The 25,057-nt window shown below is 47.1% G+C and carries 28 protein-coding genes and 1 other annotated feature; of the genes, 26 read left to right on the top strand and 2 right to left on the bottom strand.

Features of this window, described 5'->3' with window-relative positions:
• From mnmA to mtnN, 13 genes are all read left to right on the top strand, one after another.
• A complete protein-coding gene (gene mnmA / locus BN1080_RS09570) occupies positions 1–1,116 on the top strand; it encodes a tRNA 2-thiouridine(34) synthase MnmA (RefSeq protein WP_052651836.1) in 1,116 nt (371 codons plus the stop codon).
• 14 nt (positions 1,117–1,130) lie between these two features.
• Positions 1,131–1,790 (top strand): tetratricopeptide repeat protein, encoded by a 660-nt coding sequence (locus BN1080_RS09565; protein WP_052651835.1) that lies wholly within the window; start codon positions 1,131–1,133, stop codon positions 1,788–1,790.
• Positions 1,791–1,815: 25 nt separating this feature from the next.
• Complete coding sequence (gene recD2 / locus BN1080_RS09560; protein ID WP_052651834.1) at positions 1,816–4,296, top strand: SF1B family DNA helicase RecD2; 2,481 nt, start codon at positions 1,816–1,818, stop codon at positions 4,294–4,296.
• 174 nt (positions 4,297–4,470) lie between these two features.
• Positions 4,471–4,677 (top strand) — a binding site (T-box leader).
• 93 nt (positions 4,678–4,770) lie between these two features.
• Entirely contained in the window at positions 4,771–7,395 is a 2,625-nt protein-coding gene (gene alaS, locus BN1080_RS09555) for an alanine--tRNA ligase (RefSeq protein WP_052651833.1), read from the top strand.
• 89 nt (positions 7,396–7,484) lie between these two features.
• Positions 7,485–7,751, top strand: coding sequence for an IreB family regulatory phosphoprotein (locus BN1080_RS09550; protein WP_052651832.1), 267 nt, complete (start codon positions 7,485–7,487; stop codon positions 7,749–7,751).
• 1 nt (position 7,752) lies between these two features.
• Positions 7,753–8,169: a Holliday junction resolvase RuvX gene (ruvX, locus tag BN1080_RS09545; RefSeq protein WP_052651831.1), complete on the top strand. Its 417-nt coding sequence runs from the start codon at positions 7,753–7,755 to the stop codon at positions 8,167–8,169.
• Between the two features lie 13 nt (positions 8,170–8,182).
• Positions 8,183–8,491: a DUF1292 domain-containing protein gene (locus BN1080_RS09540; RefSeq protein WP_052651830.1), complete on the top strand. Its 309-nt coding sequence runs from the start codon at positions 8,183–8,185 to the stop codon at positions 8,489–8,491.
• 222 nt (positions 8,492–8,713) lie between these two features.
• Positions 8,714–9,838, top strand: a complete 1,125-nt coding sequence (gene mltG / locus BN1080_RS09535) for an endolytic transglycosylase MltG (protein ID WP_052651829.1) — start codon at positions 8,714–8,716, stop codon at positions 9,836–9,838.
• A 92-nt stretch (positions 9,839–9,930) separates the two neighbouring features.
• Entirely contained in the window at positions 9,931–10,548 is a 618-nt protein-coding gene (locus tag BN1080_RS09530) for an O-methyltransferase (protein WP_052651828.1), read from the top strand.
• 25 nt (positions 10,549–10,573) lie between these two features.
• A complete protein-coding gene (gene udk, locus BN1080_RS09525) occupies positions 10,574–11,197 on the top strand; it encodes a uridine kinase (protein ID WP_052651827.1) in 624 nt (207 codons plus the stop codon).
• Between the two features lie 78 nt (positions 11,198–11,275).
• Positions 11,276–11,752, top strand: coding sequence for a transcription elongation factor GreA (gene greA, locus BN1080_RS09520; RefSeq protein WP_052651826.1), 477 nt, complete (start codon positions 11,276–11,278; stop codon positions 11,750–11,752).
• Between the two features lie 132 nt (positions 11,753–11,884).
• Positions 11,885–12,622, top strand: coding sequence for a DUF1510 family protein (locus tag BN1080_RS09515; RefSeq protein WP_052651825.1), 738 nt, complete (start codon positions 11,885–11,887; stop codon positions 12,620–12,622).
• 51 nt (positions 12,623–12,673) lie between these two features.
• Positions 12,674–13,378 carry a 5'-methylthioadenosine/S-adenosylhomocysteine nucleosidase gene (gene mtnN / locus BN1080_RS09510; protein ID WP_052651824.1) on the top strand — a complete coding sequence of 235 codons (705 nt, stop codon included), beginning with the start codon at positions 12,674–12,676 and terminating at the stop codon, positions 13,376–13,378.
• A gap of 58 nt (positions 13,379–13,436) precedes the next feature.
• Here the strand turns inward: mtnN and pssA are convergent, their stop codons facing one another.
• Positions 13,437–13,976 (bottom strand): CDP-diacylglycerol--serine O-phosphatidyltransferase, encoded by a 540-nt coding sequence (pssA, locus tag BN1080_RS09505; RefSeq protein WP_052651823.1) that lies wholly within the window; start codon positions 13,974–13,976, stop codon positions 13,437–13,439.
• A gap of 245 nt (positions 13,977–14,221) precedes the next feature.
• On the opposite strand from pssA, the gene BN1080_RS09500 reads away from it, so the two are divergent.
• From BN1080_RS09500 to BN1080_RS09445, 12 genes are all read left to right on the top strand, one after another.
• Positions 14,222–14,995 carry a phosphatidylserine decarboxylase gene (locus BN1080_RS09500; protein ID WP_052651822.1) on the top strand — a complete coding sequence of 258 codons (774 nt, stop codon included), beginning with the start codon at positions 14,222–14,224 and terminating at the stop codon, positions 14,993–14,995.
• A gap of 30 nt (positions 14,996–15,025) precedes the next feature.
• A complete protein-coding gene (locus BN1080_RS09495; RefSeq protein WP_267882913.1) occupies positions 15,026–15,556 on the top strand; it encodes a YqeG family HAD IIIA-type phosphatase in 531 nt (176 codons plus the stop codon).
• Positions 15,553–16,656, top strand: a complete 1,104-nt coding sequence (gene yqeH, locus BN1080_RS09490) for a ribosome biogenesis GTPase YqeH (RefSeq protein ID WP_052651820.1) — start codon at positions 15,553–15,555, stop codon at positions 16,654–16,656. The genes BN1080_RS09495 and yqeH overlap by 4 nt, the downstream gene beginning before the upstream one ends.
• 10 nt (positions 16,657–16,666) lie before the next feature.
• The gene (gene aroE / locus BN1080_RS09485; protein WP_052651819.1) at positions 16,667–17,494 is read left to right on the top strand and encodes a shikimate dehydrogenase; all 828 of its coding nucleotides are present in this window, start codon (positions 16,667–16,669) and stop codon (positions 17,492–17,494) included.
• On the top strand, positions 17,481–17,780 hold the full coding sequence (gene yhbY / locus BN1080_RS09480) for a ribosome assembly RNA-binding protein YhbY (protein WP_052651818.1): 300 nt from the start codon (positions 17,481–17,483) through the stop codon (positions 17,778–17,780). Before aroE ends, yhbY begins: the two co-directional genes overlap by 14 nt.
• The gene (locus BN1080_RS09475) at positions 17,777–18,379 is read left to right on the top strand and encodes a nicotinate-nucleotide adenylyltransferase (protein ID WP_052651817.1); all 603 of its coding nucleotides are present in this window, start codon (positions 17,777–17,779) and stop codon (positions 18,377–18,379) included. Before yhbY ends, BN1080_RS09475 begins: the two co-directional genes overlap by 4 nt.
• Positions 18,333–18,911 (top strand): bis(5'-nucleosyl)-tetraphosphatase (symmetrical) YqeK, encoded by a 579-nt coding sequence (gene yqeK / locus BN1080_RS09470; RefSeq protein WP_052651816.1) that lies wholly within the window; start codon positions 18,333–18,335, stop codon positions 18,909–18,911. The genes BN1080_RS09475 and yqeK overlap by 47 nt, the downstream gene beginning before the upstream one ends.
• Entirely contained in the window at positions 18,904–19,242 is a 339-nt protein-coding gene (rsfS, locus tag BN1080_RS09465; RefSeq protein WP_052651815.1) for a ribosome silencing factor, read from the top strand. The genes yqeK and rsfS overlap by 8 nt, the downstream gene beginning before the upstream one ends.
• Positions 19,239–19,964 carry a class I SAM-dependent DNA methyltransferase gene (locus BN1080_RS09460; RefSeq protein ID WP_052651814.1) on the top strand — a complete coding sequence of 242 codons (726 nt, stop codon included), beginning with the start codon at positions 19,239–19,241 and terminating at the stop codon, positions 19,962–19,964. The genes rsfS and BN1080_RS09460 overlap by 4 nt, the downstream gene beginning before the upstream one ends.
• Positions 19,965–20,121: 157 nt before the next feature.
• The gene (locus BN1080_RS09455; protein WP_234398956.1) at positions 20,122–20,721 is read left to right on the top strand and encodes a helix-hairpin-helix domain-containing protein; all 600 of its coding nucleotides are present in this window, start codon (positions 20,122–20,124) and stop codon (positions 20,719–20,721) included.
• Between the two features lie 81 nt (positions 20,722–20,802).
• On the top strand, positions 20,803–21,393 hold the full coding sequence (locus BN1080_RS09450; RefSeq protein WP_052651813.1) for a ComE operon protein 2: 591 nt from the start codon (positions 20,803–20,805) through the stop codon (positions 21,391–21,393).
• Positions 21,394–21,476: 83 nt separating this feature from the next.
• Entirely contained in the window at positions 21,477–23,690 is a 2,214-nt protein-coding gene (locus tag BN1080_RS09445; RefSeq protein ID WP_234398955.1) for a DNA internalization-related competence protein ComEC/Rec2, read from the top strand.
• Positions 23,691–23,710: 20 nt separating this feature from the next.
• On the opposite strand, the gene BN1080_RS17010 is transcribed toward BN1080_RS09445, so the two are convergent.
• Positions 23,711–23,845: a YqzM family protein gene (locus BN1080_RS17010; RefSeq protein WP_036806444.1), complete on the bottom strand. Its 135-nt coding sequence runs from the start codon at positions 23,843–23,845 to the stop codon at positions 23,711–23,713.
• A gap of 156 nt (positions 23,846–24,001) precedes the next feature.
• Here BN1080_RS17010 and holA point away from each other — a divergent pair, with 156 nt between their 5' ends.
• The gene (gene holA / locus BN1080_RS09440) at positions 24,002–25,033 is read left to right on the top strand and encodes a DNA polymerase III subunit delta (RefSeq protein WP_052651811.1); all 1,032 of its coding nucleotides are present in this window, start codon (positions 24,002–24,004) and stop codon (positions 25,031–25,033) included.
• Positions 25,034–25,057 lie beyond the last annotated feature (24 nt).

The following is a 25,057-nucleotide window of genomic DNA, read 5'->3' as shown; positions in this document are numbered from 1 at the left end:
ATGACGAAAGCTCCACAAGATACACGCGTTGTCGTCGGCATGTCCGGAGGAGTCGACTCCTCGGTAGCCGCGTATTTATTGAAAGAACAAGGGTATGACGTCATCGGCATCTTCATGAAAAACTGGGATGATACCGATGAAAACGGCGTCTGCACGGCTACGGAAGACTACGAAGACGTCATCCGCGTCTGCAACCAGATCGGCATTCCGTATTACGCCGTGAATTTCGAAAAGCAATATTGGGACAAGGTTTTCACCTATTTCCTCGAAGAATACAAAGCCGGCCGTACACCGAATCCGGACGTCATGTGCAACAAGGAAATCAAATTCAAAGCATTTCTTGAGCATGCACTGAGCCTCGGTGCGGATTATCTCGCAACAGGCCACTATGCGCAAGTCGCGCACGCGGAAAACGGCGAAACGAAAATGCTGCGCGGCAAAGACAACAATAAAGACCAAACGTATTTCCTGAATCAATTGAATCAGGAGCAATTATCGAAAGTGATGTTCCCGATCGGGCATATGGAAAAAAAGAAAGTGCGTGAAATCGCACTTGAAGCAGGACTGGCAACAGCAACGAAAAAAGATTCGACGGGCATTTGCTTTATCGGTGAACGCAATTTCAAGGAATTCCTTGGCCAATACTTGCCGGCACAGCCAGGTTCCATGGAGACGCTTGATGGCGTGAAAAAAGGATCGCATGACGGGTTGATGTACTACACCATCGGCCAGCGCCAAGGGCTTGGCATCGGCGGCGCCGGAGATCCGTGGTTCGTCATCGGCAAAGACTTGGAAAAGAACATTCTTTATGTCGGCCAAAATATTAACCATGAAGCTCTTTTCTCAGACAGCCTGTCTGCGGTAAACTTGAGTTTCACATCCGATACAGCACCGGTTGGCACGTTGAAATGCACAGCGAAATTCCGCTACCGCCAGGCTGATGTCGGCGTAACGGTGGAATTTAAAGGCGAAGAAGCCATCGTCACATTCGATGAGCCGGTCCGCGCGATCACGCCAGGACAAGCAGTCGTTTTTTATGACGGCGAAGAATGCCTGGGCGGCGGTACAATTGACCGTGTGTTCAAAAACGGCGCACGTTTGGAATATGTAGGTTAATGGGAGAGACGAATATGAATTACAATGAAATCGGGATACAAGCATTGCAAGAAGGCAATACGGAAGAAGCGATCAAAGCGTTCACGAAAGCGATTGAAGAAGAACCGGAGAACACCCTCGGCTACATCAATTTCGGCCATGTACTGACATCGATGGACGATGTTGAACGCGCTGAACGCTTTTTCCAAAAAGCGATCACACTGGATGAAACATCGGCTACCGCTTACTACGGGTTGGCCAACCTTTATTTCAATGTCGAGCGTTTTGAAGAAGCCTTGAAGCTATACGAAAAAGCCGTTCAATACGGCCTCGAAGGGGCAGATGCCCACTTCATGATCGGCAAATGCTTCGAAAGGCTGGAACAGCCGAAATTGGCCCTTCCGTATCTTCAGCGTGCCGTTGAACTGGATCCGGAAGACGTCCAGGCGCGCCTTAGCTACGGCATCACGCTGGCGTCAATGGAATTGTTTGACCTGGCAGAACCGCAATTTTTGCAGGTGCTGGAACGGGAGCCGGACCATGCCGATGCCCATTATAACTTGGGTGTCTTGTATGCTGTGTCGACTGACCGCACGGCGGATGCGATGCATCATTTGAAACAGGCGTATACATTGGATGAACGAAATGAAATGGCGCGTTATGCTTACGATATGATCGCGACGAAACTGCAATAACCACGAAAGAAAGGAGACGACAGACATGACCGGACAAATCGATTTATTCCAGGAAGAAGTGCAATTTGTACTGGGCAGGCCCGTCGTCTCGATTTTTCACAATCCCCAGAATTTATTTTCCATCGCGAAAGTGAAAATCCAACAGACGAACACCTCCTATACTGAAAAAGAAATCATCGTATCCGGCTATTTCCCGAAACTGTCGCTGGAAGAGCAGTACCGCTTTACGGGCTCGGTGAAAAACCATCCGAAATACGGCGTCCAATTCCAGGTGGAGACGTTTACGAAAGAAGTGCCGGAAACGGAACAGGGCATCGTCCATTATTTATCGAGCGATATGTTCAATGGCATCGGCCGGAAAACAGCGGAAACGATCGTCAAAAAACTCGGCAAAGACGCCATCAAAAAGATTTTGGAAGATCCGGAAGCGCTGGACGCTGTACCGCGCCTTTCCGATGAGAAGAAAGAGACGATCCGCTCCACGCTGCAGATGAATCTCGGTTTGGAGCGCGTGATGATCCAATTGAACGACTGGGGCTTCGGCCCGCAAGTCGGCATGCGGATTTATCAGGCGTACCGTGAAGAAACGATTGACGTCCTGACGAAAAACCCGTTCCGGTTAATCGAAGAAATCGAAGGCATCGGTTTTCAGCGGGCGGATGAACTGGGTGCGAAACTCGGCATCACCGGCGCTCACCCGGACCGCATCAAAGCATCGATCCTGCATTTATTGAACCAGGCATCGCTGTCGGAAGGGCACGTCTACATGGATGCGAAAACGCTGATTCCGCTCGTCAAAGAAATGCTGGAATCGAGCCAGCGCGATGAAATTTCCATCGAAGCGATTTCAAAAGCGATGATTGAGCTGAATGAAGAAAGCAAAGTGGCGGGGGGAGAAAACCGCCCCTATTTTCCGTCGCTCTATTATTCGGAAGTCGGCATTGCGACGAAACTCGAAACGCTGCTCGGCTCCCAGGCAAACCGCGACCGTTTCCCGGCATCCGAAGTACGGCGCGCCCTCGGTGAAGCGGAAGAGCGGCTCGGCGTAAATTATGCCGAAACGCAAATCCAGGCGATTGACGGCAGCATCAACTCGTCGGTCATGATTTTGACCGGCGGCCCCGGCACCGGGAAGACGACCGTTGTCCGCGGCTTGGTCGAAGTGTATGCGGAGCTTCACGGCTTGTCGCTTGATCCGAAAGACTACGCGAAGAAAAAAGAGCCGTTTCCGATCATTCTCGCTGCACCGACAGGGCGCGCAGCAAAACGCCTGAGCGAATCGACGGAACTGCCGGCCATGACAATCCACCGGCTGCTCGGATTTAACGGCCAGGAAAAAGAAGAAGAGACGGAAAAAGAAATCGAAGGGCGTTTGATCATCATCGATGAAATGTCGATGGTCGATACGTGGCTAGCGCATCAATTGCTGAAAGCGGTGCCGGACGATGCCCAAATTATTTTCGTGGGAGACCAGGATCAGCTGCCGCCGGTCGGCCCGGGCCAAGTGCTGCGCGATCTGCTCGAATCAAAACGGATTCCGACGGTCGAATTGAAAGACATTTATCGCCAGACTTCCGGTTCGTCCATTATCGAACTCGCCCACCAAATGAAAAAAGGCCAATTGCCGGCGGACATTACGGCTAAAACATCTGACCGGTCATTTATTAAAGCCGGTGCCGATCAAATTGCGGATGTTGTCGAGAAAGTGGTCAAGAGCGCGTTGTCGAAAGGGCATTCCATCAAAGATATCCAAGTGCTGGCACCGATGTACCGGGGGCCGGCGGGAATTGATGCCTTGAACCGCATGATCCAGGAAATGGTCAACCCGAATCCCGACGGCAAGCGGAAAGAACTCGTCTTCGGAGACATCACGTACCGGATCGGCGACAAGATTCTGCAGCTCGTGAACCAGCCCGAAAGCAATGTGTTCAACGGCGATATGGGTGAAGTGATTGCAATTTTAAAAGCGAAAGAAACGGTGGAAAAGCAGGATATGCTCGTGGCATCATTTGATGGCATCGAAGTGACGTACCAGCGAAGCGACTTGAACCAGTTGACGCTTGCGTATTGCTGTTCGATCCACAAATCGCAGGGATCGGAATTTCCGACGGTCATCATGCCGGTCGTCCGCGGCTATATGAAAATGCTGCGGCGCAATCTTCTGTATACGGGCATCACTCGCAGCAAAGACTTTTTGATTCTTTGCGGCGATCCGCAAGTGTTCCGCTACGGCGTTGAACGGACCGACGATGTGCAGCGCATGACAACATTGAAGAAGCGGCTGCAATTGTCTGCGGAAGAACCGGTCCAAGAAACAGAGACGGCTGAAAAAGCTTTACCAGTTGAAACAGTAGCTGCCGCTAAAACGGAGCTTGAAATGGCCGAAGCTAAAACGGCTGCGCCAAAAACAAAAGGGCCGGCTAGCCTCACCAATGAAAACGTCCATTTCATCCATCCGCTTGTCGGCATGGAAGGCATTACGCCGAAAGATTTTATGGAAGTATAGGAAGCGCTCGCATGTGGCGGGCGCTTTTTTTGAAGCGAGCTTCTTTAGCTGCTGAGCGTATTTTCACTTTAACCGAGCGTATTTCCGACATTACCGGGCGTATATCAAAATGATGCGGCTAATCGCTCCTATTGACACAGCGAAACCTTTTTCTATATAATTCAATTTATAGCAACCAACACATTGATGGAGACAGTATAATTTGGCAGCTGTACAGAAAAAGGTTCCCGAGGCTGAAAGAACCTTCCGCATGCGATTTTAGAAAGCTACTCCGGAGTGCAGCTAATCCCTGCCGTCACGCCGCGTTAAGGCATAATGAGAGACACGGATGTTTTCCGTGTAATTAGGGTGGTACCGCGAATTAAAGCCTTCGTCCCTTGCGCAAGCGCAAGAGATGGGGGCTTTTTATTGTGCCCGATCCCCGCGCTTGCCGCCCAAACCGGCTTTAGCTAAAAGAATTGAGGAGGAATAACGATGAAAAACATGAAAGCGGCAGACATCAGAAGATTGTATATCGAATTCTTTAAAGAAAAAGGCCACGATCAAGAACCGAGCGCGCCTTTAGTCCCGTTCGAAGATCCCTCATTATTGTGGATCAACAGCGGTGTCGCCACGTTGAAAAAATATTTTGATGGACGCGTGATTCCCGATAATCCGAGAATCGTCAATGCGCAAAAATCGATCCGCACAAACGATATCGAAAACGTCGGTAAAACAGCGCGCCACCATACGTTCTTCGAAATGCTCGGGAATTTCTCCATCGGTGATTACTTCAAAAAAGAAGCGATCCATTGGGCTTGGGAATTTTTGACCGACGAAAGATGGATGGGCTTCGATGCTGAAAAGCTTTCTGTCACGATCCATCCGGAAGATGAAGAAGCATACGATATTTGGCTGAATGAAGTCGGCGTGCCGGCTGAGCGCATTATTCGCCTGGAAGGAAACTTCTGGGATATCGGCGAAGGCCCAAGCGGACCGAACTCGGAAATCTTCTATGACCGCGGCGAAAAATACGGCAGCGACATGAATGACCCGGAATTGTATCCTGGCGGCGAAAACGACCGTTACCTGGAAGTGTGGAACTTGGTGTTTTCTCAGTTCAACCACAATCCGGACCATACGTATACACCGCTTCCGAAACAGAACATCGATACCGGTATGGGACTTGAGCGCATGGCTTCTGTCGTTCAAGACGTTCCGACAAACTACGATACCGATCTATTCACGCCGATCATTGCGAAAACGGAAGAGATTTCCGGCAAGAAATACGGCGAAGACGAAGAGGCAGATATGGCATTCAAAGTCATCGCCGACCACGTCCGTACCGTTGCCTTTGCAATTGGAGACGGAGCGCTTCCATCAAACGAAGGACGCGGATATGTTCTGCGCCGCTTGCTGCGCCGGGCTGTCCGCTATGCGAAAAAGCTGGGCATTGAACAACCGTTTATGTTTGAACTGGTGCCGGTAGTCGGAGACATCATGAACGATTTCTATCCGGAAGTGACGGATAAAAAAGATTTCATCATCCGCGTCATGAAATTGGAAGAAGAGCGTTTCCATGAAACTTTGCATGATGGCTTAGCGATTCTATCGACAGTCGTCGAGCAGCAAAAAGCAGCCGGCCATTCGGAAATTCCTGGAGAAGATGCATTCCGTTTGTATGATACGTACGGATTCCCAGTTGAATTGACAGAGGAATATGCGGAAGAAGAAGGCATGACGATTGACCACGCCGGATTTGAAGCAGCGATGCAAGCACAGCGCGACCGTGCACGCAGTGCGCGCCAGAACGTCAACTCGATGCAGACGCAATCGGAAGTGCTGGGGAACATTAAAGAGGCGAGCGAATTTATCGGCTATACACAAACGGTAGCAGATGCAAAAATCCTTTACATCATTAAAGACGGCGAGTTGGCTGAAAGCGCGCATGAAGGGGAAGAAGTGCAGGTTATTCTGGACCAGACGCCATTCTATGCTGAAAGCGGCGGTCAGATTGCTGACCACGGTAAATTGACGAACGACTTGGTGAAAGCTGTCGTGCTCGATGTGAAAAAAGCGCCGAATGGCCAAAACCTCCATTCGGTCAGAGTGGAAACCGGGGAATTGACGAAAGCATCGGTACACGCGCAAGTGGATGCAAGCGAACGCCGCCACACGGTCAAAAACCATACGGCAACGCATTTATTGCACCAAGCACTAAAAGACACTTTAGGGACACACGTCAATCAGGCGGGTTCTTATGTCGGACCGGATCGACTCCGTTTTGACTTCTCTCATTTCGGGCAAGTGACGAGTGGGGAACTGGAGCAAATCGAACGAATCGTCAACGAGAAAGTCTGGGAAGGCATTTCCGTACAAACCGGCTACCATAACTTGCAGGAAGCAAAAGACATGGGGGCTATGGCCTTGTTCGGCGAAAAATACGGCGACGTGGTCCGGGTTGTTGAAATCGGCGGCTATTCGCTTGAGCTTTGCGGCGGTGTCCATGTAGCAAATACAGCTGAAATCGGCGTCTTCAAAATTGTTTCGGAAAGCGGCATTGGTGCCGGCATTCGCCGCATTGAAGCAGTAACGGGCAAAGGCGCTTATGAAAACTTGAAAGACAGCGAAAACTTGCTTACAGAAACTGCGGGCCTATTGAAATCTTCGACAAAAGACCTGATCCAAAAAGTCCAATCGTTCCAGCAGGAAATGAAAAACCTTCAGCGCGAAAACGAATCGTTGATGGCAAAAGTTTCGAATGCCCAGTCTTCTGAAATTATGGCAGCTGCACGCCAAGTAAATGATATTACGGTGCTTTCTGCACGCGTTGAAGCCAAAGACAACAACCAATTGCGCCAAATGATGGACGATTTGAAACAGAAATTTGAGAAAGCGGTTATTGTGCTGGGTGCTGCTGACGGTGAAAAAGTCATGTTGGTCGCAGGTGTGACAAAAGAATTGGCCGGCGGGAACTATCATGCCGGACAAATCGTCAAACACGTAGCTGAACTTTGCGGAGGCAAGGGCGGCGGCCGTCCGGATATGGCGATGGCGGGTGCGAAAAATCCGGAAAAACTGGATGAAGCTTTGGAATCTGTCTACAACTTGCTCAAATAGGTTTAATAAATGGGAGATATCGTTTATAATGAGAGTCAGGCAGCGAGAACGTTTATCTCCTATCTAAATCCGAAAGCGAGGTGCTTGTCGTGAGTTCATTTGATCAAACTATGAAATTCAATCCGTCTGATGAATCGATGGAGCAGGAAGTGAAGCATGTGATGCTTCAGGTTCATGCTGCACTTGAAGAAAAAGGGTACAACCCAATCAATCAGATTGTCGGCTATTTATTATCAGGTGATCCGGCTTATATTCCTCGCCACCAGGATGCACGCAATATGATTCGCAAACTTGAACGGGATGAAATTCTGGAAGAGCTTGTGAAATTCTACATCAAAAAGAATAACGAGGAATAACATGAGAACAATGGGACTGGATGTCGGTTCGAAAACAATTGGCGTTGCCATCAGCGATGCGCTTGGGTGGACGGCCCAAGGCATCGAAACTGTCAAAATCAATGAAGCAATAGGTGAATTCGGCCTGGAGCGTTTAGGTGAATTGATCAAACAGTACGAAGTCAGCCAGATCGTTGTCGGTTATCCGAAAAACATGAACAATTCAATCGGTCCGCGCGCCGAAGCATCTGAGAAATTTGCAGCTCTGCTTGAAGAAGCGTATTCCCTGCCGGTTGTGCTATGGGATGAACGGCTTACGACGATGGCGGCAGAAAAAATGCTGATTTCAGCAGACGTCAGCCGAAAGAACCGCAAGAAAGTGATCGACAAGATGGCGGCAGTCATGATTTTGCAAGGCTATCTTGATTTTAAAAAATGATGAGGTGACCCAAATGGAACACGGACAAGAGCATATTACGGTCGTAGATGAAAACGGCAACGAACAATTATTTGAGGTATTGTTTACATTTGAATCAGAGGATTTCGGAAAATCATACGTTTTGTATTTCCCGGTAGGCGCTGAGGAAGATGACGAAGGCGAAATTGAAATCCAGGCTTCTTCTTTCACTGAAAACGAAGATGCAGATGGAAAAATCGCTGGCGGCGAACTTCGCCCGGTTGAAACGGACGAAGAGTGGGACATGATCGAAGAAATGCTGAACACGTTCCTTGAAGAAGAGGAACAAGAAGAAGAATTTTAATCTAAATTGGAAAGGGACGGAATTGAAGGCTGATTCCGTCTTTTTCTTTTGGGACGATTTCTGTATACTGATAGAGAGATACTTTAAGACATGGAACTTCTTCATTCCTGCTGCGTTTCAATAGTGTGGAACCAATGAGAGTGGCCAGTGATTTTCTGCTTATCCGGGCAGAGTCTTGCTGGCCATTAAAATGGAATGAAGATAAAGCTAAGGGGGGAACCCATGGACAAGCCGTCAAAGAAACAGATCATGTTCGAACGGATGAGCGAAAAGAAGAAAGAAACGAAGGTAGTCCGGCGGATTGTGGCGATTATTGCCTTGGTCCTGCTGCTGATTGTCGGAGTCGCTGGATTCCTGGCCTATAATTTTGTCACGAGTGCATTAGAGCCGGTCAATCCGGATTCTGAAAAAGTGATTGAGGTCGAAGTGCCGATCGGTTCGAATCTGGACAGCATTGCGGAATTGCTCGAAGAAAAAGGGCTGATTAAAAATGCCCGCATCTACAAATATTACGTGAAGTTCAACAATCATTCAGATTTCCAGGCGGGAACGTATGGTCTATTGCCGTCGATGACGCTGGATGAAATTACGGAAAGCTTGAAAACCGGCAAAGTCTACCGTGAACCGCTGTTCTCAATCACGGTCCCTGAAGGGCTGACGCTCGAAGAAATTGCAACGCGGGTTATTGAAGAAAAAACCGATTACACAGCTGAAGAATTCATGGCGCGTGTAACGGATGAAGCTTACATCGACCAGTTGATGAATGAGTACCCGACGCTCTTGACCGATGAAATCAAAGGCGAAAACGTCAAGTTTGCCCTGGAAGGCTATTTATTCCCGGCAACTTATCCGTTTTACGAAGAAGATCCGTCATTAGATTTGATCATTAAACAGATGTTGGATGCTACGAACTCAGTCGTATCCCAATATCAGGCGGTACTCGAAGAAATGGAAAAGACGCCGCATTGGCTGCTGACTTTCGCTTCGCTTCTTGAAGAGGAAGCGACAGCCCAGGCAGACCGTGAAACGATTGCCAGTGTCTTCTACAACCGCTTGAACGACGGTATGCCGCTGCAGACAGACCCGACCGTCATTTATGCAATGGGCGAACATAAAGAACGTTTGTTCAATAAAGACTATGAATTCGAAGATCCGTATAGCACCTATCAAAACAAAGGATTGCCGCCGGGGCCGATTGCCGGAGCCGGAGCTTCCTCAATCCAGGCTGTGTTGGATCCTGCTACGACGGAATACTATTATTTCTTAGCTGATTCCGAGGGAGTCAATCATTTTGCTAAGACATATGACGAACATTTGAAGAATCAGGCTGAATACATCGGCAACTGATGATGGACAAGAAGGAAGCGACCTCGCATTCCTTCTTGTTTTATGTTATTATAGGTAGTAATTTTTGCTGCGGTAAAAAGGAGCTTTTAACGATGGAACAACAGAATTTATCCGCTGCTTTGGCATTGGTCAGAAAATATGCAGAAACGCATCACGTGCCGATTATGGAAGAGTCCGGAATAGACGAATTGCTCGTTTTGCTAAAAGAGCAAAAGCCGCACCATATCTTGGAGATCGGTTCGGCAATCGGGTTTTCAGCCATTAAAATGGCTGCTGGAATGCCGGGATGCCACGTTGATACGATTGAACGGGATGATACCCGCTACGAGAAAGCGGTGGAATTTATTTCGCTTGCCGGGATGAGCGAGGCGATCCGCATTTTCCATGCCGATGCATTGGAAATGAATTTAGCGCAGTTGAAGCCTTCCTATGATGCGATTTTCATTGATGCGGCCAAAGGGCAATATGAAAAGTTTTTTGTGAAATACGAAAGCCTGTTGGCTGACAACGGCTTGATCTATTGTGATAATATGCATATGCACGGCATGGCCGATATGGAGATTTCGGAAATTCCAAGAAGAAAACGGACAATGATCCGGAATCTCAAAGCCTTCAAAGAACATATGCTGAATCACCCCTCTTACGAAGTGGAGTTGCTGCCAGTAGGAGACGGCATCATGATTTGCCGTAAAAAGCCATTCAAAAAATAATATAGTTTGCAAGGAGTATGGAAGAATGTCTAAAAACCGTCCAGTCGTAATTGGAATTGCAGGAGGATCCGGCTCAGGCAAGACGAGCGTAACGAATTCCATTTATGAAGTATTCAAAGAAAATTCAGTAGTGGTGATTGAGCAGGACTACTATTACAAAGACCAAAGCCATTTGGCATTTGAGGAACGGCTGGAAACGAACTATGATCATCCGCTTGCCTTCGATACGGATTTGCTGATCGACCATATCAATGAATTGATCGATAGAAAACCGATCGAAAAGCCTGTTTATAATTATGCCCTACATACCCGTGCTGAAGAAACGGTGGCGATTGAGCCGAAAGACGTCATCATTTTAGAAGGCATTCTTGTCCTTGAAGACCAGCGCCTTCGCGATTTGATGGACATTAAGCTATTTGTCGATACCGATGCCGATTTGCGGATCATCCGCCGTTTGCTGCGCGACATCAATGAGCGGGGACGGACGATCGATTCAGTCATTGAGCAATATTTGACCGTTGTACGTCCGATGCACAATCAATTTATCGAACCGACAAAGCGCTATGCAGATGTGATTATCCCTGAAGGCGGGCAGAACGAAGTCGCAATTGACTTGATGGTTACAAAAATTAAAACAATTCTTGAATAGATTGACAGTTTATAATATGATGATACGAGACTGACGGATAGCAACAATCCAAAGTCAGCAGTTGAAGGAGTGGGAACAATGGCTAACGAAAAACAATTTCCGATGACAGCTGCAGGAAAGCAGAAGTTGGAAGAAGAACTGGATTTCTTAAAAACCGTAAAACGCAAAGAAGTCGTTGAACGGATCAAAATAGCACGCAGTTTCGGGGATCTTTCCGAGAACTCTGAGTACGATTCGGCTAAAGAAGACCAGGCATTTGTAGAAGGTCGAATTTCAACATTGGAATCGATGATCCGCAATGCGGTCATCATCAACGAAAATGAATTGAACAAAGATATCGTCCGTTTAGGAACAACGGTTACTTTTGTAGAAGTTCCGGATGGCGACGAAGAATCTTATACAATCGTTGGGTCAGCTGAAGCAGATCCATTGGAAGGACGCATTTCCAATGACTCGCCGATTGCAAAAAGCATGATCGGCCGCACGATTGGAGAAAATGTTAAAGTTTTGACACCAGGCGGCGAAATGGAAATTAAAATCATTTCAATTACCTAATACTTTTAGCCATTCTTAGTAAGAATGGCTGTTTTTATTAAAAAATAATCGAAAATGAAACATTCTTTTCGTCAAATCGTCAAATTTGTTAGAGCGCATTATGCTAAAATAATGTGAAGAGGAGGCAATTGAATGTCAAATGAACAAAAACCGTATCCTTCTCGTTTGAAAAAGAAAAACCGGTCCAATTCTATTTTGAATATGATGATCGGTTTGGTATTTACATTAATCCTTATTACGGGAGCTTTTATATTCCTGGATAATGGAGAAGAAAATGCGGCGGAGCCTGAACAGGTGGAAATCGCATCAGATACTGAACAGCAAACGAGCGAAGAAGATACGAGTGCAGCAGAAAACGAAGCAACAACTGAAGAAACGACAGACACGGACACAGCAGTAGAAACAGAGGAATCGACCGAAGAGGCTGCCGAAGACACAGAAGCTGAAACTGCTGACGAGAACGCAGCAGCTGAAGAAGACAGTGCCGAGGAAGCAGAAGAAGGCAAAGTGACGGTTGGCGGAAAAATTACGCGTGAGGAATCAAATGATCCTATCGTGGAAGAAACCGTCATCAACACGAGCTGGGAGCCGGTCGGCACTTCCCAATCCGGCAACCATGTTTCGGTCTATGAAAAAGGTTCAGTAGATTGGAATGAAAAAATCCAGGCCATTTCTTATGCGACGGGTTTAGGCGAAGATAATATGTATATCATGATGGTGAAAAACGGCGGTGGGCCGCAAAAATCCATCGGTGTCGTTCAGTCGAAAGACCAATCCCAAAAATATCGCGTCCATCTTGAATGGGTTGACAGCGAAGGCTGGAAACCTGTTAAAATGGATGTATTAAAAACGCTTGATGGCGCCTATTAATAAGGCGTCTTTTTTTTCGAAATGATTTAAGGACGAAAGGATGATAATAAAATGAAAATTGGCGTAATTGGTGCGATGGAAGAAGAAGTGGAACTGCTGCGGAGCAGTTTGGAGAATACGGAGACAGAAACGATTGCAAATTGCGAGTTCACCTCCGGTACATATAAAGGCCAAGAAGTTGTCTTGCTGAAAAGCGGCATCGGGAAAGTGAACGCAGCCATGTCGACAACCCTTTTGCTTCATCACTTCAAACCGGATATCGTGATCAACACGGGATCCGCTGGCGGATTTGATGAAGAATTGGAAGTTGGCGCGATTGTCATTTCAGACGAAGTTCGCCACCATGATGTGGATGTGACGGTTTTTGGCTATGAAATGGGCCAGGTGCCGCAAATGCCGGCTGCTTTTACTTCCAATGAAGAATTGATTGAACTGGCCGTAAAAGCGGTAGAAGAGATCGGAGAGCACGCTCATGCAGTTGGCTTGATTGCTACAGGCGACTCATTCATGAACGATCCGGAACGCGTAGCGAAAGTGCGGGAGTTTTTCCCAGCAATGAAAGCCTCGGAAATGGAAGCAGCTGCCGTTGCGCAGGTGTGCTATCAATTTAATGTGGCTTTTGTCGTTATCCGTGCGCTATCCGACATCGCCGGCAAAGAATCGAATATTTCTTTTGATGAATTCCTTCCGGTAGCGGCAAAACATTCGACGCAAATCGTTCTTCATGTAATCGAGCGCTTGGCAGACCGAATTTAATTCATTCGTATGAGCAAAAGAAAAAAGCTGGAAGCGTTTTTTACAACGCTTCCAGCTTTTAAACTTTTCTTAAGGTAAATGTGCTGATCATCAAGATGGAGCAAATCATGAAAAGAAACATGAAAGCAACTGGCGGAAATACCGAAATTCCGAAAAAGGACAACGTGACAACTGTTCCGGCTGCCGTGATCGGCAAACCAACAAAATAGCCGTTCGATTCAGAGATGTTGAAGCGGGCGAGCCTGAAAGCGCCGCTGGCTATATAAATCACCGTGAACACCATGCCCGTTATGCCGAAATCGGTCAAAACCAATTCATAGATTAGAATTGCGGGTGCAACACCGAACGAGATGATGTCACTCATCGAATCGAGCTGTTTGCCAAGTTCCGATTCCTGATTGAACTTTCTTGCGACCATTCCATCAAAACGGTCTAGAAATGCGGCAATGAAAATAAAAAGTACGCTATAGCTATAGAAGCCGTTTAACGAGGCCATGATTGAGGCGCCGCCAAAAGTCATATTGCCGATAGTGAGCATATTTGCAGTTTGAGATCTCAGCTTTTTAATTGTGCTATCCATTCGTTCGATTATCAGCAATGGAAAACACTCCTTTTTTGTCTAGTCTACAGCAGATGTAATTTACAAATGCCTGCGATTTTATCGTGTACATTCTTTTCGGTGGAGTAGGCGGGGGATTATTCAGTATGGCATAATCCGGCATGCATGCCAACAGAACGGGCGAATTTAAGAAGACACTGTATATTTATAACCCGCTTATTCATTTCATTATACTGTGAAAGGCCAAAAAATGGTAGACTATTTTAAGCGATGGAGGTGCTCCTGTGAAGAAAAAACTTTATCAGCAATCAATTGAATTGACGAACGGCCCTTTAACTTCTGGCCTGGTCAAGAAATTTGCTGAATCACCGATAAGCCGAAAGTTTGTGCCTGGCTATATTAAAACTTACAAAATTGATACAAACGATATCGAAAATCCACTCACATCTTTTCCGACTTTGCATGATTTTTTCATTCGTACATTGAAGCCGGAGAGCCGGCCGATTGCTGATGCGGAGATTGTGTCGCCAGTGGATGCCCAAATCGAAATTGTAGGAGATTTGCATGAAGGCATTCAATTTCTTGTGAAAGGCCAGCATTATTCTCTTGCAGATCTGCTAGGCAGTAAAGCGTTAGCGGACCGGTACCGGGAAGGGAAATACATTGTTCTCTATCTTTCTCCTGCCGATTACCACCGAATACACAGTCCGGCGAATGGGAAAATCGTCAAGCAATATTTCCTTGGAAAAAAATCGTATCCTGTTAATGGATGGGGGCTAAAGTTTGGCAAATCGCCTCTAAGTGGGAATTATCGTCTGGTTTCTGAGCTTGAAACGGAATTCGGGCACATGTTGTCGGTGAAAGTCGGTGCCATGTTCGTAAATTCTATTCGTTTGACGAATCTGTCGGATCAATGGGCAAAGGGAGAGGAAGTTGCTTATTTCAGCTTCGGTTCGACTGTAGTGCTTTTCTTTGAAAAAGACAGCATTGAATTTTACGGGAATGTGAGCGCCGGAAAACGTATCTATATGGGAGAAGCACTCGCATATATGGTATAATCAATAGCATTAAGTTCGGAGAAACAGGAGTTGTTTGCAGTGTATCGATATTTTATACCGAGCCAATACGTGAGAAAAGTCTATGACATTTCGCCAGAGATGCTTTTGGAACAGAATGTAACAGGAATCATCACGGATTTGGACAATACTTTAGTTGAATGGGACCGAGCAGATGCGACGCCGATGCTGATTGAATGGCTGAAGGGCATGAAGGATGCCGGCATCCAAGTGGTCATTGTGTCCAATAATAATGAACTTCGCGTGAAGTCTTTTGCGGATCCGCTTGGCATCCCTTTTATTTTTCAGGCAAGAAAGCCGATGGGACGGGCTTTTCGTAAAGCTTTGGCCATTATGCATGTAAAGCGGGAAAATGTCGTGGTTATCGGAGACCAGATGCTGACGGATATTTTCGGCGGCAACTTGAACAAATTCCACACCATTCTTGTGCTGCCAGTCGCGCAGTCAGACGGTTTCTTTACGCGTTTTAACCGAATGGTGGAACGCCGCATCATGAAAAAACTAAAACAAAAAGGTCAACTTACTTGGGAGGAAGAAAATTGAACGAAATGCCAACATGCATCGGATGCGGAGCGCAAATCCAGACAGATCGCCCCGGCGAACTGGGATATGCTCCTGCATCGTCTTTAGATAAAGAAGAAATTATTTGCCAACGCTGCTTCCGTTTGAAAAATTACAACGAACTGCAGCCGGTTTCACTGACAGATGACGATTTCCTGAAAATCCTGAATGGACTAGGAGAACGCAAAGGGCTGATTGTGAAAATCGTTGATATCTTTGATTTTAACGGCAGCTGGCTGCCAGGCCTTCACCGGTTTGTCGGAAACAACGACATCCTGTTGATTGCCAATAAAGCAGATTTATTGCCGAAATCAGTCAAACAGCAAAAACTGGTCAACTGGATGAAGCAAGAAGCGAAGAAACTGGGCTTGAAGCCGATTGACATCTTAACGGTCAGTGCCCATAAAGGCACTGGAATAGATGAAGCGATGGCCTTGATCGATAAATACCGCAAAGGGCAAGATGTCTATGTGGTCGGCTCTACGAATGTCGGGAAATCGACGTTCATCAACCGCATTATCAAACAGGCAACCGGGCAGTCTGATATTATCACCACTTCCCATTTCCCGGGAACGACACTTGATATTATTGAAATCCCGCTGGATGACAAACGTTCGCTATACGATACGCCGGGAATCATCAACCATCATCAGCTTGCGCATTATTTGAATCCGGCCGACTTGAAAATGATCATGCCGAAAAAAGAGCTGAAGCCGCGCGTTTTCCAATTAAATGCGGAACAAACGCTTTATATCGGCGGCCTTGCCCGCTTTGATTTTATTAAAGGGGACCGCTCTTCTTTCACTGCCCATGTCGCCAACGACCTTGGAATTCACCGGACAAAGCTGGAAAATGCAGATGCTTTATATGAACAGCACCTGGGCGGAATGCTAGCTCCGCCTTCTGCTGAATATAAGGAAGATTTCCCGGAGTTAGTGCGCCATGAATTCCGGGTAAAAGATAGTAAAACAGATATCGTATTTTCAGGCCTTGGATGGATTACTGTCCAGCATCCGAATGTAGTGATCGCTGCCTATGCACCTAAAGGCGTCGAAGTGATTTTGCGTCCATCGCTGATTTAGGAGGATTTTCATGAAGAAATGGTATGCCGTAATAGGAGATCCGATCGCCCATTCCCTATCGCCCTTTATGCATGATTTGTGGATGGACGAACACGGGGTCGATGCCAGTTATATTCCGGTCCATGTAAAACCGGCGCGTTTGAAAGAATCGTTCGATGCTTTGAAAACGCTTGGTGTGGGCGGATTTAACATCACTTTGCCGCACAAGCAGGCCATCGTTCCTTTTCTGGATGAATTGGATGAAACGGCCATCATTATGGACGCTGTCAATACGGTGACGTTTGATGGCCAATCCTATAAAGGCTGGAATACGGACGGAGACGGGTTTGTCCGGTCGCTCATGACTGAGCAGATTGCGCTCCATGAAAAAGTGCTGATCATCGGAGCAGGCGGTGCAGCACGGGGCATTGCTTTTGCATTGAAACGCGCTAACTTTCATGACGTCTCGATCGCTAACCGAACCTATCAACGGGCAGAAGAATTGGCAGCAGCTACAGGAAGCGAAGCCATCACGATGCAGGATGCTGAAAAGTCTTTAGGGGATTTCCGCATTATTATCCAGACGACTTCGGTCGGGCTCGCGGAAGGCGAAGCCTTGCCGCTTTCGCTGGACCAGATTCAGCCGGATTCACTGGTGGCGGATATTATCTATACGCCGCTTGAAACTCCGTTTCTAAAAGCGGCAAAAGAAAAAGGATGCAGGATTTTGAACGGCGTCGGCATGTTTGTCTATCAAGGCGCCATTGCCTTTGAAAAATGGACGGGCATTCGTCCGGATACTGAAAAAATGATCCACATCATCACGGATAAACTAGGAGGAAATTATGTTAACAGGTAAACAAAAACGCTTTTTGAGAAGCGAAGCCCATCATTTAGATCCGATTTTCCAAGTCGGCAAAGGGGGCGTCAGCGGAACGATGCTGCGCCAGATCGAGGAAGCTTTGGAAGCCAGAGAATTGATTAAAGTCAGCATTCTTCAAAACAACGAAGATGACAAACACGACGTAGCGAACCAGCTGGCTGAAGGCACGTATGCGGAATTGGTTCAATTGATCGGCCATACCGTCGTGCTTTACAAACCGTCGGTCAATAAAAAACGGATCGAGCTGCCGGTGAGCAAATGAAAAGAGTCGGGATACTAGGCGGAACTTTCAATCCACCTCATCTCGGCCATCTGATCATGGCCAATGAAGCATTCCACGCCGTCGGTTTGGACGAAGTGCGCTTTATGCCGAATTTTATTGCCCCTCATAAAGAAGTCAGCGGTGCAGGTGCAAAGGAACGTTTGGCAATGACGGCGCTCGCAGTTGAAGACACGCCGTATTTCTGCGTCGAAGATTTTGAAATCAGGCAAGGCGGAGTCTCCTATAGCTTTGATACGATATCAAAACTGCGCGAAAAGGAACCCGACAGCGAATTTTATTTCATTATTGGCGGAGACACGGTGGAAGGCTTGAATACTTGGCACCGCATAGATGAACTGGCAGCGATGATCCGGTTTATCGGGATTAAACGGCCAGGCTATTCCCATATAAGCCCGTATCCAGTGCAAATGATCGACTCGCCAGAAATCCATCTATCGTCAACGATGATTCGCAGCCGCGCTTCTGCAGGAGGCACGATTCGCTTTTTGGTTCCGGAAAAAGTGGGAGCTTATATTCGAAAGGAGCGGTTATATGGATCGGAGCACGATGCTTCAGAGAGTGAAGAAACGCGTTCCTGAAAACCGGTTTAATCATATACTCGGGGTGATGAAGACTGCAATGGCTTTAGCCCAAAAATTCAACGTCTCGGAAGAAAAAGCGCAGATTGCGGCGATTTTGCATGATGTTGCTAAATTTTCCGACCGGGAATGGATGAAATCCATCATTGAAAAGCAGCAGATGGATCCTTTGCTTCTCGAATACCATTCTGAATTATGGCACGCTCCAGTCGGCGCCTATGTTGCTGCCTATGAATTCGGCGTTACCGATGAAGACATCTTGAACGCGATCCGCTACCATACGACGGGACGCCCGGGAATGTCGGATTTAGAAAAAGTGATTTATATTGCCGATCTTGTGGAACCGAACCGCAAATTTTCAGGAGTTGAAGAATTGCGACAATTAAAAGATCAAGGATTGGATGTTATGATGGAAGCCAGCGTCAAGCATACGATTGACTTTTTAACATCAAAAAATCAGCCGGTTTATCCGGATTCACTGAAGTGTTATGAATACTTCGTGCAACAGAAAGGGAAAGTGAAGAATGACTAAACACACATTACTACAAATGGCATACGATGCCGCAGAGGATAAAAAAGCCGAGGATATCGTGGTTTTGAATATGGAAGGCATCTCGCTTCTTGCTGATTACTTTATCATTTGCAGCGGGAACTCTGACCGCCAAGTCCAAGCGATCGCCCGTGAATTGATTGAGCAGTCAAACAAAGCGGGAAATGAAGTGAAGAGCGTTGAAGGATTTGATGCTGCGCGTTGGATCTTGATCGATCTTGGAGACGTGGTGGCCCATGTTTTCCATAAAGATGAACGGTCATACTACAACTTGGAGCGCTTGTGGAGAGAAGCTCCACAAATGGAAATATGAGATACGGAAAATTTGCATCAGTTTACGATGAACTGATGGAAGATATTCCGTATGAACGATATGTGGAATGGGTTGCTGCCCATGTGAAATCCGGCACTTTGCTGGATTTGGCGTGTGGGACAGGAACCCTTTCGCAGCTTTTTGCTGAAATGGGCTATCAAGTGACAGCGAGCGACTTGTCAGAAGAAATGTTGGCTATTGCAAGCCAGCGTTTCCAGGATGCCCAGCTCCAAATTCCGCTGCTCCAATTATCGATGGACCATCTGGAAGGATTAGCTGGCTTTGATGCCGTTACAATCGCCATTGATTCATTGAATTACTTGGAAACCGAACAACAAGTCCAGGAAACATTCAAAGAAGTGCATGGTGCACTGAATGCGGGCGGACATTTTTTCTTTGATGTCCATTCTCTCTATAAAGTGGATCATATTTATATGGAAAGCCCGTTTGTTTATGACGGAGAAGATATTTCATATATTTGGCATACAGCTGAAGGCGATTTTGACCACAGCGTAATCCATGACTTGACCTTCTTTATCCGCAATGGGGAATTTTTCGAGCGGTTTGAAGAAACGCACGAACAGCGGACGTTTCCGGTTGAGCAGTATAGCGCTTGGCTCGAAGATGCAGGTTTTGAAGTAATGGAAACCACAGCCGATTTTACAAATGAAAAACCTGGTGATGACAGCGAACGCATTTTTTTCCACGCAGTCAAAAAATAAAATTTGCCATCCGCAATCCTTGCGGATGGTTTTTTGTATTCGGATCCTGCTGGCTGAAAATAAATTCGACATGGACCGAAAGTTGATATATAATTCAGACAGCTTCCGTCTGATTGCCGATTGTGGAAATGAGGGAAACTGACTGAACTTTTCACAGTTGAAAGACAACATCGGCTGGCTGCTGATCCCGGCCATTGCCTTAATAGCCGCAGCCATCTATTTTTTAGCTCCTCAAGATGATCCAGAAGCGACGCTGGAACTGATCCAGCCCGAGCCCCCACAGCAAACTGAAACCCCCATCGAAAGCAATCCCATACCTGAAGTGATCATGGTCGATATTAAAGGCCAAGTTGCCAATCCAGGCGTTTATGAACTGCAGACAGGAGCGCGTGCAAAAGACGCGATTCAGGCAGCTGGCGGATTTTTAGAAACGGCTGAAACGTTGTCCATCAATTTAGCGATGGTCGTACAAGATGAAATGGTTCTCTACGTTCCGGAAATTGGAGAGGAAGGAGCTGTTCCGGCCATTCAGGCCGGGCAGCCTGCCGCAGCCGACGGCAGTCCGCTCGTTAATTTGAATACAGCAACGGCTGAGGAATTGATGACATTGACGGGCATTGGTCCGTCGAAAGCTGAAGCAATTCTTTCCTACCGGACAGAAAACGGAAATTTTCAAAGCATCGAAGACTTAACGAAAGTCTCAGGCATTGGCGACAAAACTTTTGAAAAACTGAAAGAGGCCATTACGGTGAATTAACCGGCTATGAGCCTAAAGGACGGTTGACGAAATTTTCGCCTCTGCTACACTTATTTTAACTAACCAGCAGGAGGCAATCAGATGAAGCGAATAACTTGGGATCAATTTTTCATGGCGCAAAGCCATTTACTAGCATTAAGAAGCACATGTACAAGGCTATCTGTTGGAGCGACGATAGTCCGGGACCGCCGGATTATGGCAGGCGGCTACAACGGCTCGATTTCAGGCGGCGACCATTGCATCGACAAAGGCTGCTATGTGGTGGATGGACATTGCGTACGGACCATCCATGCCGAAATGAATGCACTTTTGCAATGCGCCAAATACGGCATCAATGTCGGCGGTGCGGATATGTATGTCAGCCATTTCCCTTGCCTCCAATGCACGAAGTCGATCATTCAAGCCGGCATAGCGAGGCTGTATTATGCAGCGGATTACAAAAACCATGAATATGCAATCGAATTGCTTGAACAAGCCGGCGTTGAAGTGGTGCAAGTGCCATTCGATGAACGCAAAATTGATTTCTTAAGCGTAGAGAAGACAGCTTTGTACATGGAATTGCTCGAAAAATTGCGGGAAAAAGGCGGCAGCGATGAAGAATTGGCCCATTACAATGAACGGGTGAAACAATTATTCGGAGAAGTGGAAGAAGTAGAAGAAGCCGAAGTATAAGTCCGAATTTCTTCATTTATTTCGCGGCGGCTACGATGGCCGCGACTTATGCAGCGCATGAATCACCGAGGATGCTTGGTTTCATGGCGCTGCTTTTTTTGTGGATGGCCTGGAAACGGGAACCTCTTTTATTCATGGCATTGATCGGGGTGGCGGCCTGCTCGTTTTTTGCGCTGCAGGAGATCCGGCAACAAGAAGAAGCGCAATCCGGTTCAAAGTTTACCGGCGAATTGCTGTTTTTAGCCAATTATACAATCGATGGAGACGGGCTCCGCGGATTTGCCAAGCTCGATGGCAAGGAACTGGTTTATGCCAAATACCGGTTTGAATCCGCTGAAGAAAAAGCGCTTTATGAAAATTCGCTTTTTAAATCGACCTTACAGGTAAGCGGTGCTTTCGAAGAGCCCTCTGAGCCGTCCCATCGTTTTGCTTTTGATATGAAGAAATATTTGAAGCATAACGGCGCGAAAGGTTTGTTGAAAATAGAAGCCATTCATGCGATCGCTGAAAACCGCACCTTCAACAGCTGGATGTCGAGCAGGCGCGAATCTTTAAAAACACACATCCGCGAAAGTTTTCCAGCAGGTATATCTGTTGAGGCGGAAGCGCTATTAATCGGCGAGCAAGACCGTATGAGCCCCGAAGACCGGCAATTATTTCAAACGCTTGGCATTACGCATTTATTTGCCATTTCCGGACTTCACGTGGCGATTATCGCAGGCATCGCCTATTTTCTATTGATCCGGCTCCATTTTCGAAAAGAATCGGTCGTTCTGTGGATGCTGGCCATTTTGCCGCTCTATGCACTGCTTGCCGGGGGAGCGCCGTCCATCTGGCGTTCCGTCTGTATGGTATGCATTGTCCTGGCAGGAAGCCTCTTCAAATTGAAGTGGCCGATTTCGCATGTGTTAACCGCAAGTTTCATCTTTTTCGTGTTATGGAATCCGGCCCTATTGTATAATATCGGGTTTCAATTATCTTATGGCGCTACGTTTGCCATCATCTATTCCAGCCGGTTTTTATCCTTGTCGGCTTCGGCAATTAAAAATGGACTGATCATCACCGCGGTTTCCCAACTAAGTTTGTATCCATTGCTGCTGCATCATTTCTATGAAATTTCCCTTTCGTCTTTTTTAGTCAACAGTTTATTTGTGCCACTCTATACCGCAGTTATTTTGCCGGTAAATTTAGTTCTCTTAGGCATGACTTTCCTTTGGCCGGCCGGCGCAGACTTTCTTTTTCCCATTTATGAGCCGGTGCGGAGCCTTATTGCTGAACTGATGGAATGGCTCGCTCGAATTCCGCATCAAATGTGGAACCCGGGAAAGCCGGAACCGCTTATGGCCGTTCTGCTGATGGCAAGCGTATTGATTTTTTACGTGCTGGCTGAAAAGGGCTTTCGCCTATGGCAGTTGCTCGTTTTGATCGTTCCGGCGATTTTGTTTACATTGATGCCCTATGCCGACAACAATCTGAAAATCACGTTTTTGGATGTAGGGCAGGGTGACAGTGCGGTAATTGAATTGCCGTACCGAAAAGGGGTCTATGTGATCGATGCCGGCGGGCTTTTGCGTTTTGATCAGGAAACTTTTCAGGAGCGGGAGAAGCCTTATGAAATCGGCCGCCAAATTGTTGTCCCTTATTTGAAAGGGAAAGGGATTTCTGCTGTTGATATTTTGGTGCTTTCTCATGCAGATGCGGACCACGCAGAAGGTGCAGACGAATTATTTAAGCTCCTGTCCATCAAACAGCTTCATTTAACGCCGGGTTCAGCCGAAACGGATCTGATGCAGGCACTTGCGCCGTATGCTCAAGAAGCTTCTGCTGCTTTTCCATATGCTGGCTCTTCCTGGCGTTCGGGGAACATCAATTTTACGTACTTGTCGCCTGCAGACAGCCTTTATGAAGGCAATAACGATTCGTTGGTACTGCTATTGGAATCAGAGGAAATGCGGATCCTTTTTACCGGCGATCTGGAAGCGGAAGGGGAAAGGGAGCTCCTTGAGAAGTACGGAGAGAAAATCGCAAATCTGACGCTGCTCAAAGTCGGGCATCATGGCAGCAAAACGTCCAGCAGCGAACCTTTCCTGGAAATGGTGAACCCGGCCCTGTCGATTTTTTCTACGGGCAAAGACAATCGCTATGGCCATCCGGCAGATGAAGTGGTGCAGCGTTTTGAGGATCTGGGGTTGAAAACGATTAATACAGCAGAGCGGGGGACGCTTGAATTTTCCTGGGATCAGGGAGAAATGAGATTGGAAGCCATGCGCCCAATAAAAAAAGGTTCCAGCCCATAAAGGCGGAACCTTTTTTCTATTTAGCGAGCTACAAATTGCACTACTGCCGCAATAATAAAGATAGCTGCAAAAAATACGAATGATACAACAAATCCCATTCCTGCGTCGATCGCGTCATTGCGCTTCGACTGTACGTTCTGTTCAAATTCATTCATTGCTATCCCTCCTAATTCCCTCTTATTATAAGCGATGGGTGTGGAAAAATCTAGATTGAAGCGGATTAATCTAAAGGAATTTAGCGGCAGACACAAAAATGTCAAAATACCAAAACGGCTGAAAATCCGATATAGTAGAGGGAGGAGGTGCGGTTTATGATCACTTCAGTATGGAAAGCGATACGCAGTGGGCAAATCGATCCTGTATACATCATTACAGGGACGGAAAGTTATTTCATCGAAAAAACTTTGGATCTGTTGAAAACGAAATTGACGGACGGAGAACCGGAGTTCATTCACTTTGACCTGGACGAAGTGCCTGTCGATTATGTAATAGAAGAAGCGGATACGATTCCGTTTTTCAGTGACCGAAAATTGATCATCGCGAAAAACGCTTCTTTCCTGAAAGCGGCTGAACGCGGAAAGGAAAAGATCGACCACAATTTAAAAGCGCTGGAAGCATGGCTCGAAAATCCGCCGTCCAGTTCCGTGACGGTTTTTGTGGCGCCTTACGAGAAACTGGATGAACGCAAAAAAATTACGAAGCTCATGAAGCAGCGGGCAATCATGGTGGAAGCGAAATCGCTGCAAGCGCATGATTTGGAAACGTGGCTGGTCCATGAAGCGAAAAATTACGGCAAGGCGTTGGACAAGCAATCAGCCCAGAAACTGGTGGAGATGGCCGGGACCAATTTGACGCTCTTGTCGTCGGAGCTTGAGAAGATGTCGCTTTATCTCGGGGCGGATGAAGAAGAGATTACGGTCGGGTTGATCGAGCAGATGACGGCGCGGACCCTTGAACAGGATGCGTTCAAAATGCTGCAGTCCTATTTGGACGGAGATGTCAGCGGGGCGCTCAGCGTCTACTACGATTTGATCCGCCAGAAGGAAGAGCCGGTCGCTTTGACGGCGCTGCTCGCTTCTCAGATCCGTTTCATGGTGCATGTGTTTTATTTGCAGAAAAAAGGCTATCACGCACAGGCGATTTCCAAGCAATTGAAGGCGCACCCGTACCGCGTCAAATTGTTGGTGGAAAAGCGCCAGCAAATTTCCGAACAGCGTTTGCTGGAAGTGCTGGACGATTTAGCGGACATCGATCTGCAGTTGAAAACGCAAAGCGGAAACCGCGAACGGATCCTGGAGTTCTTTTTGATGAAACGGAAATCGAAAGCGGCAGATGCACGCTGAAAAAAGAAGAAAGGCCGACTCCCA

The organism is Planococcus massiliensis (genome assembly GCF_000821325.1).
GTDB classification, from domain to species: domain Bacteria; phylum Bacillota; class Bacilli; order Bacillales_A; family Planococcaceae; genus Planococcus; species Planococcus ruber.
Note: the sequence above shows the minus strand (reverse complement) of the source record. Positions and strands in the feature narration are given on the sequence as shown.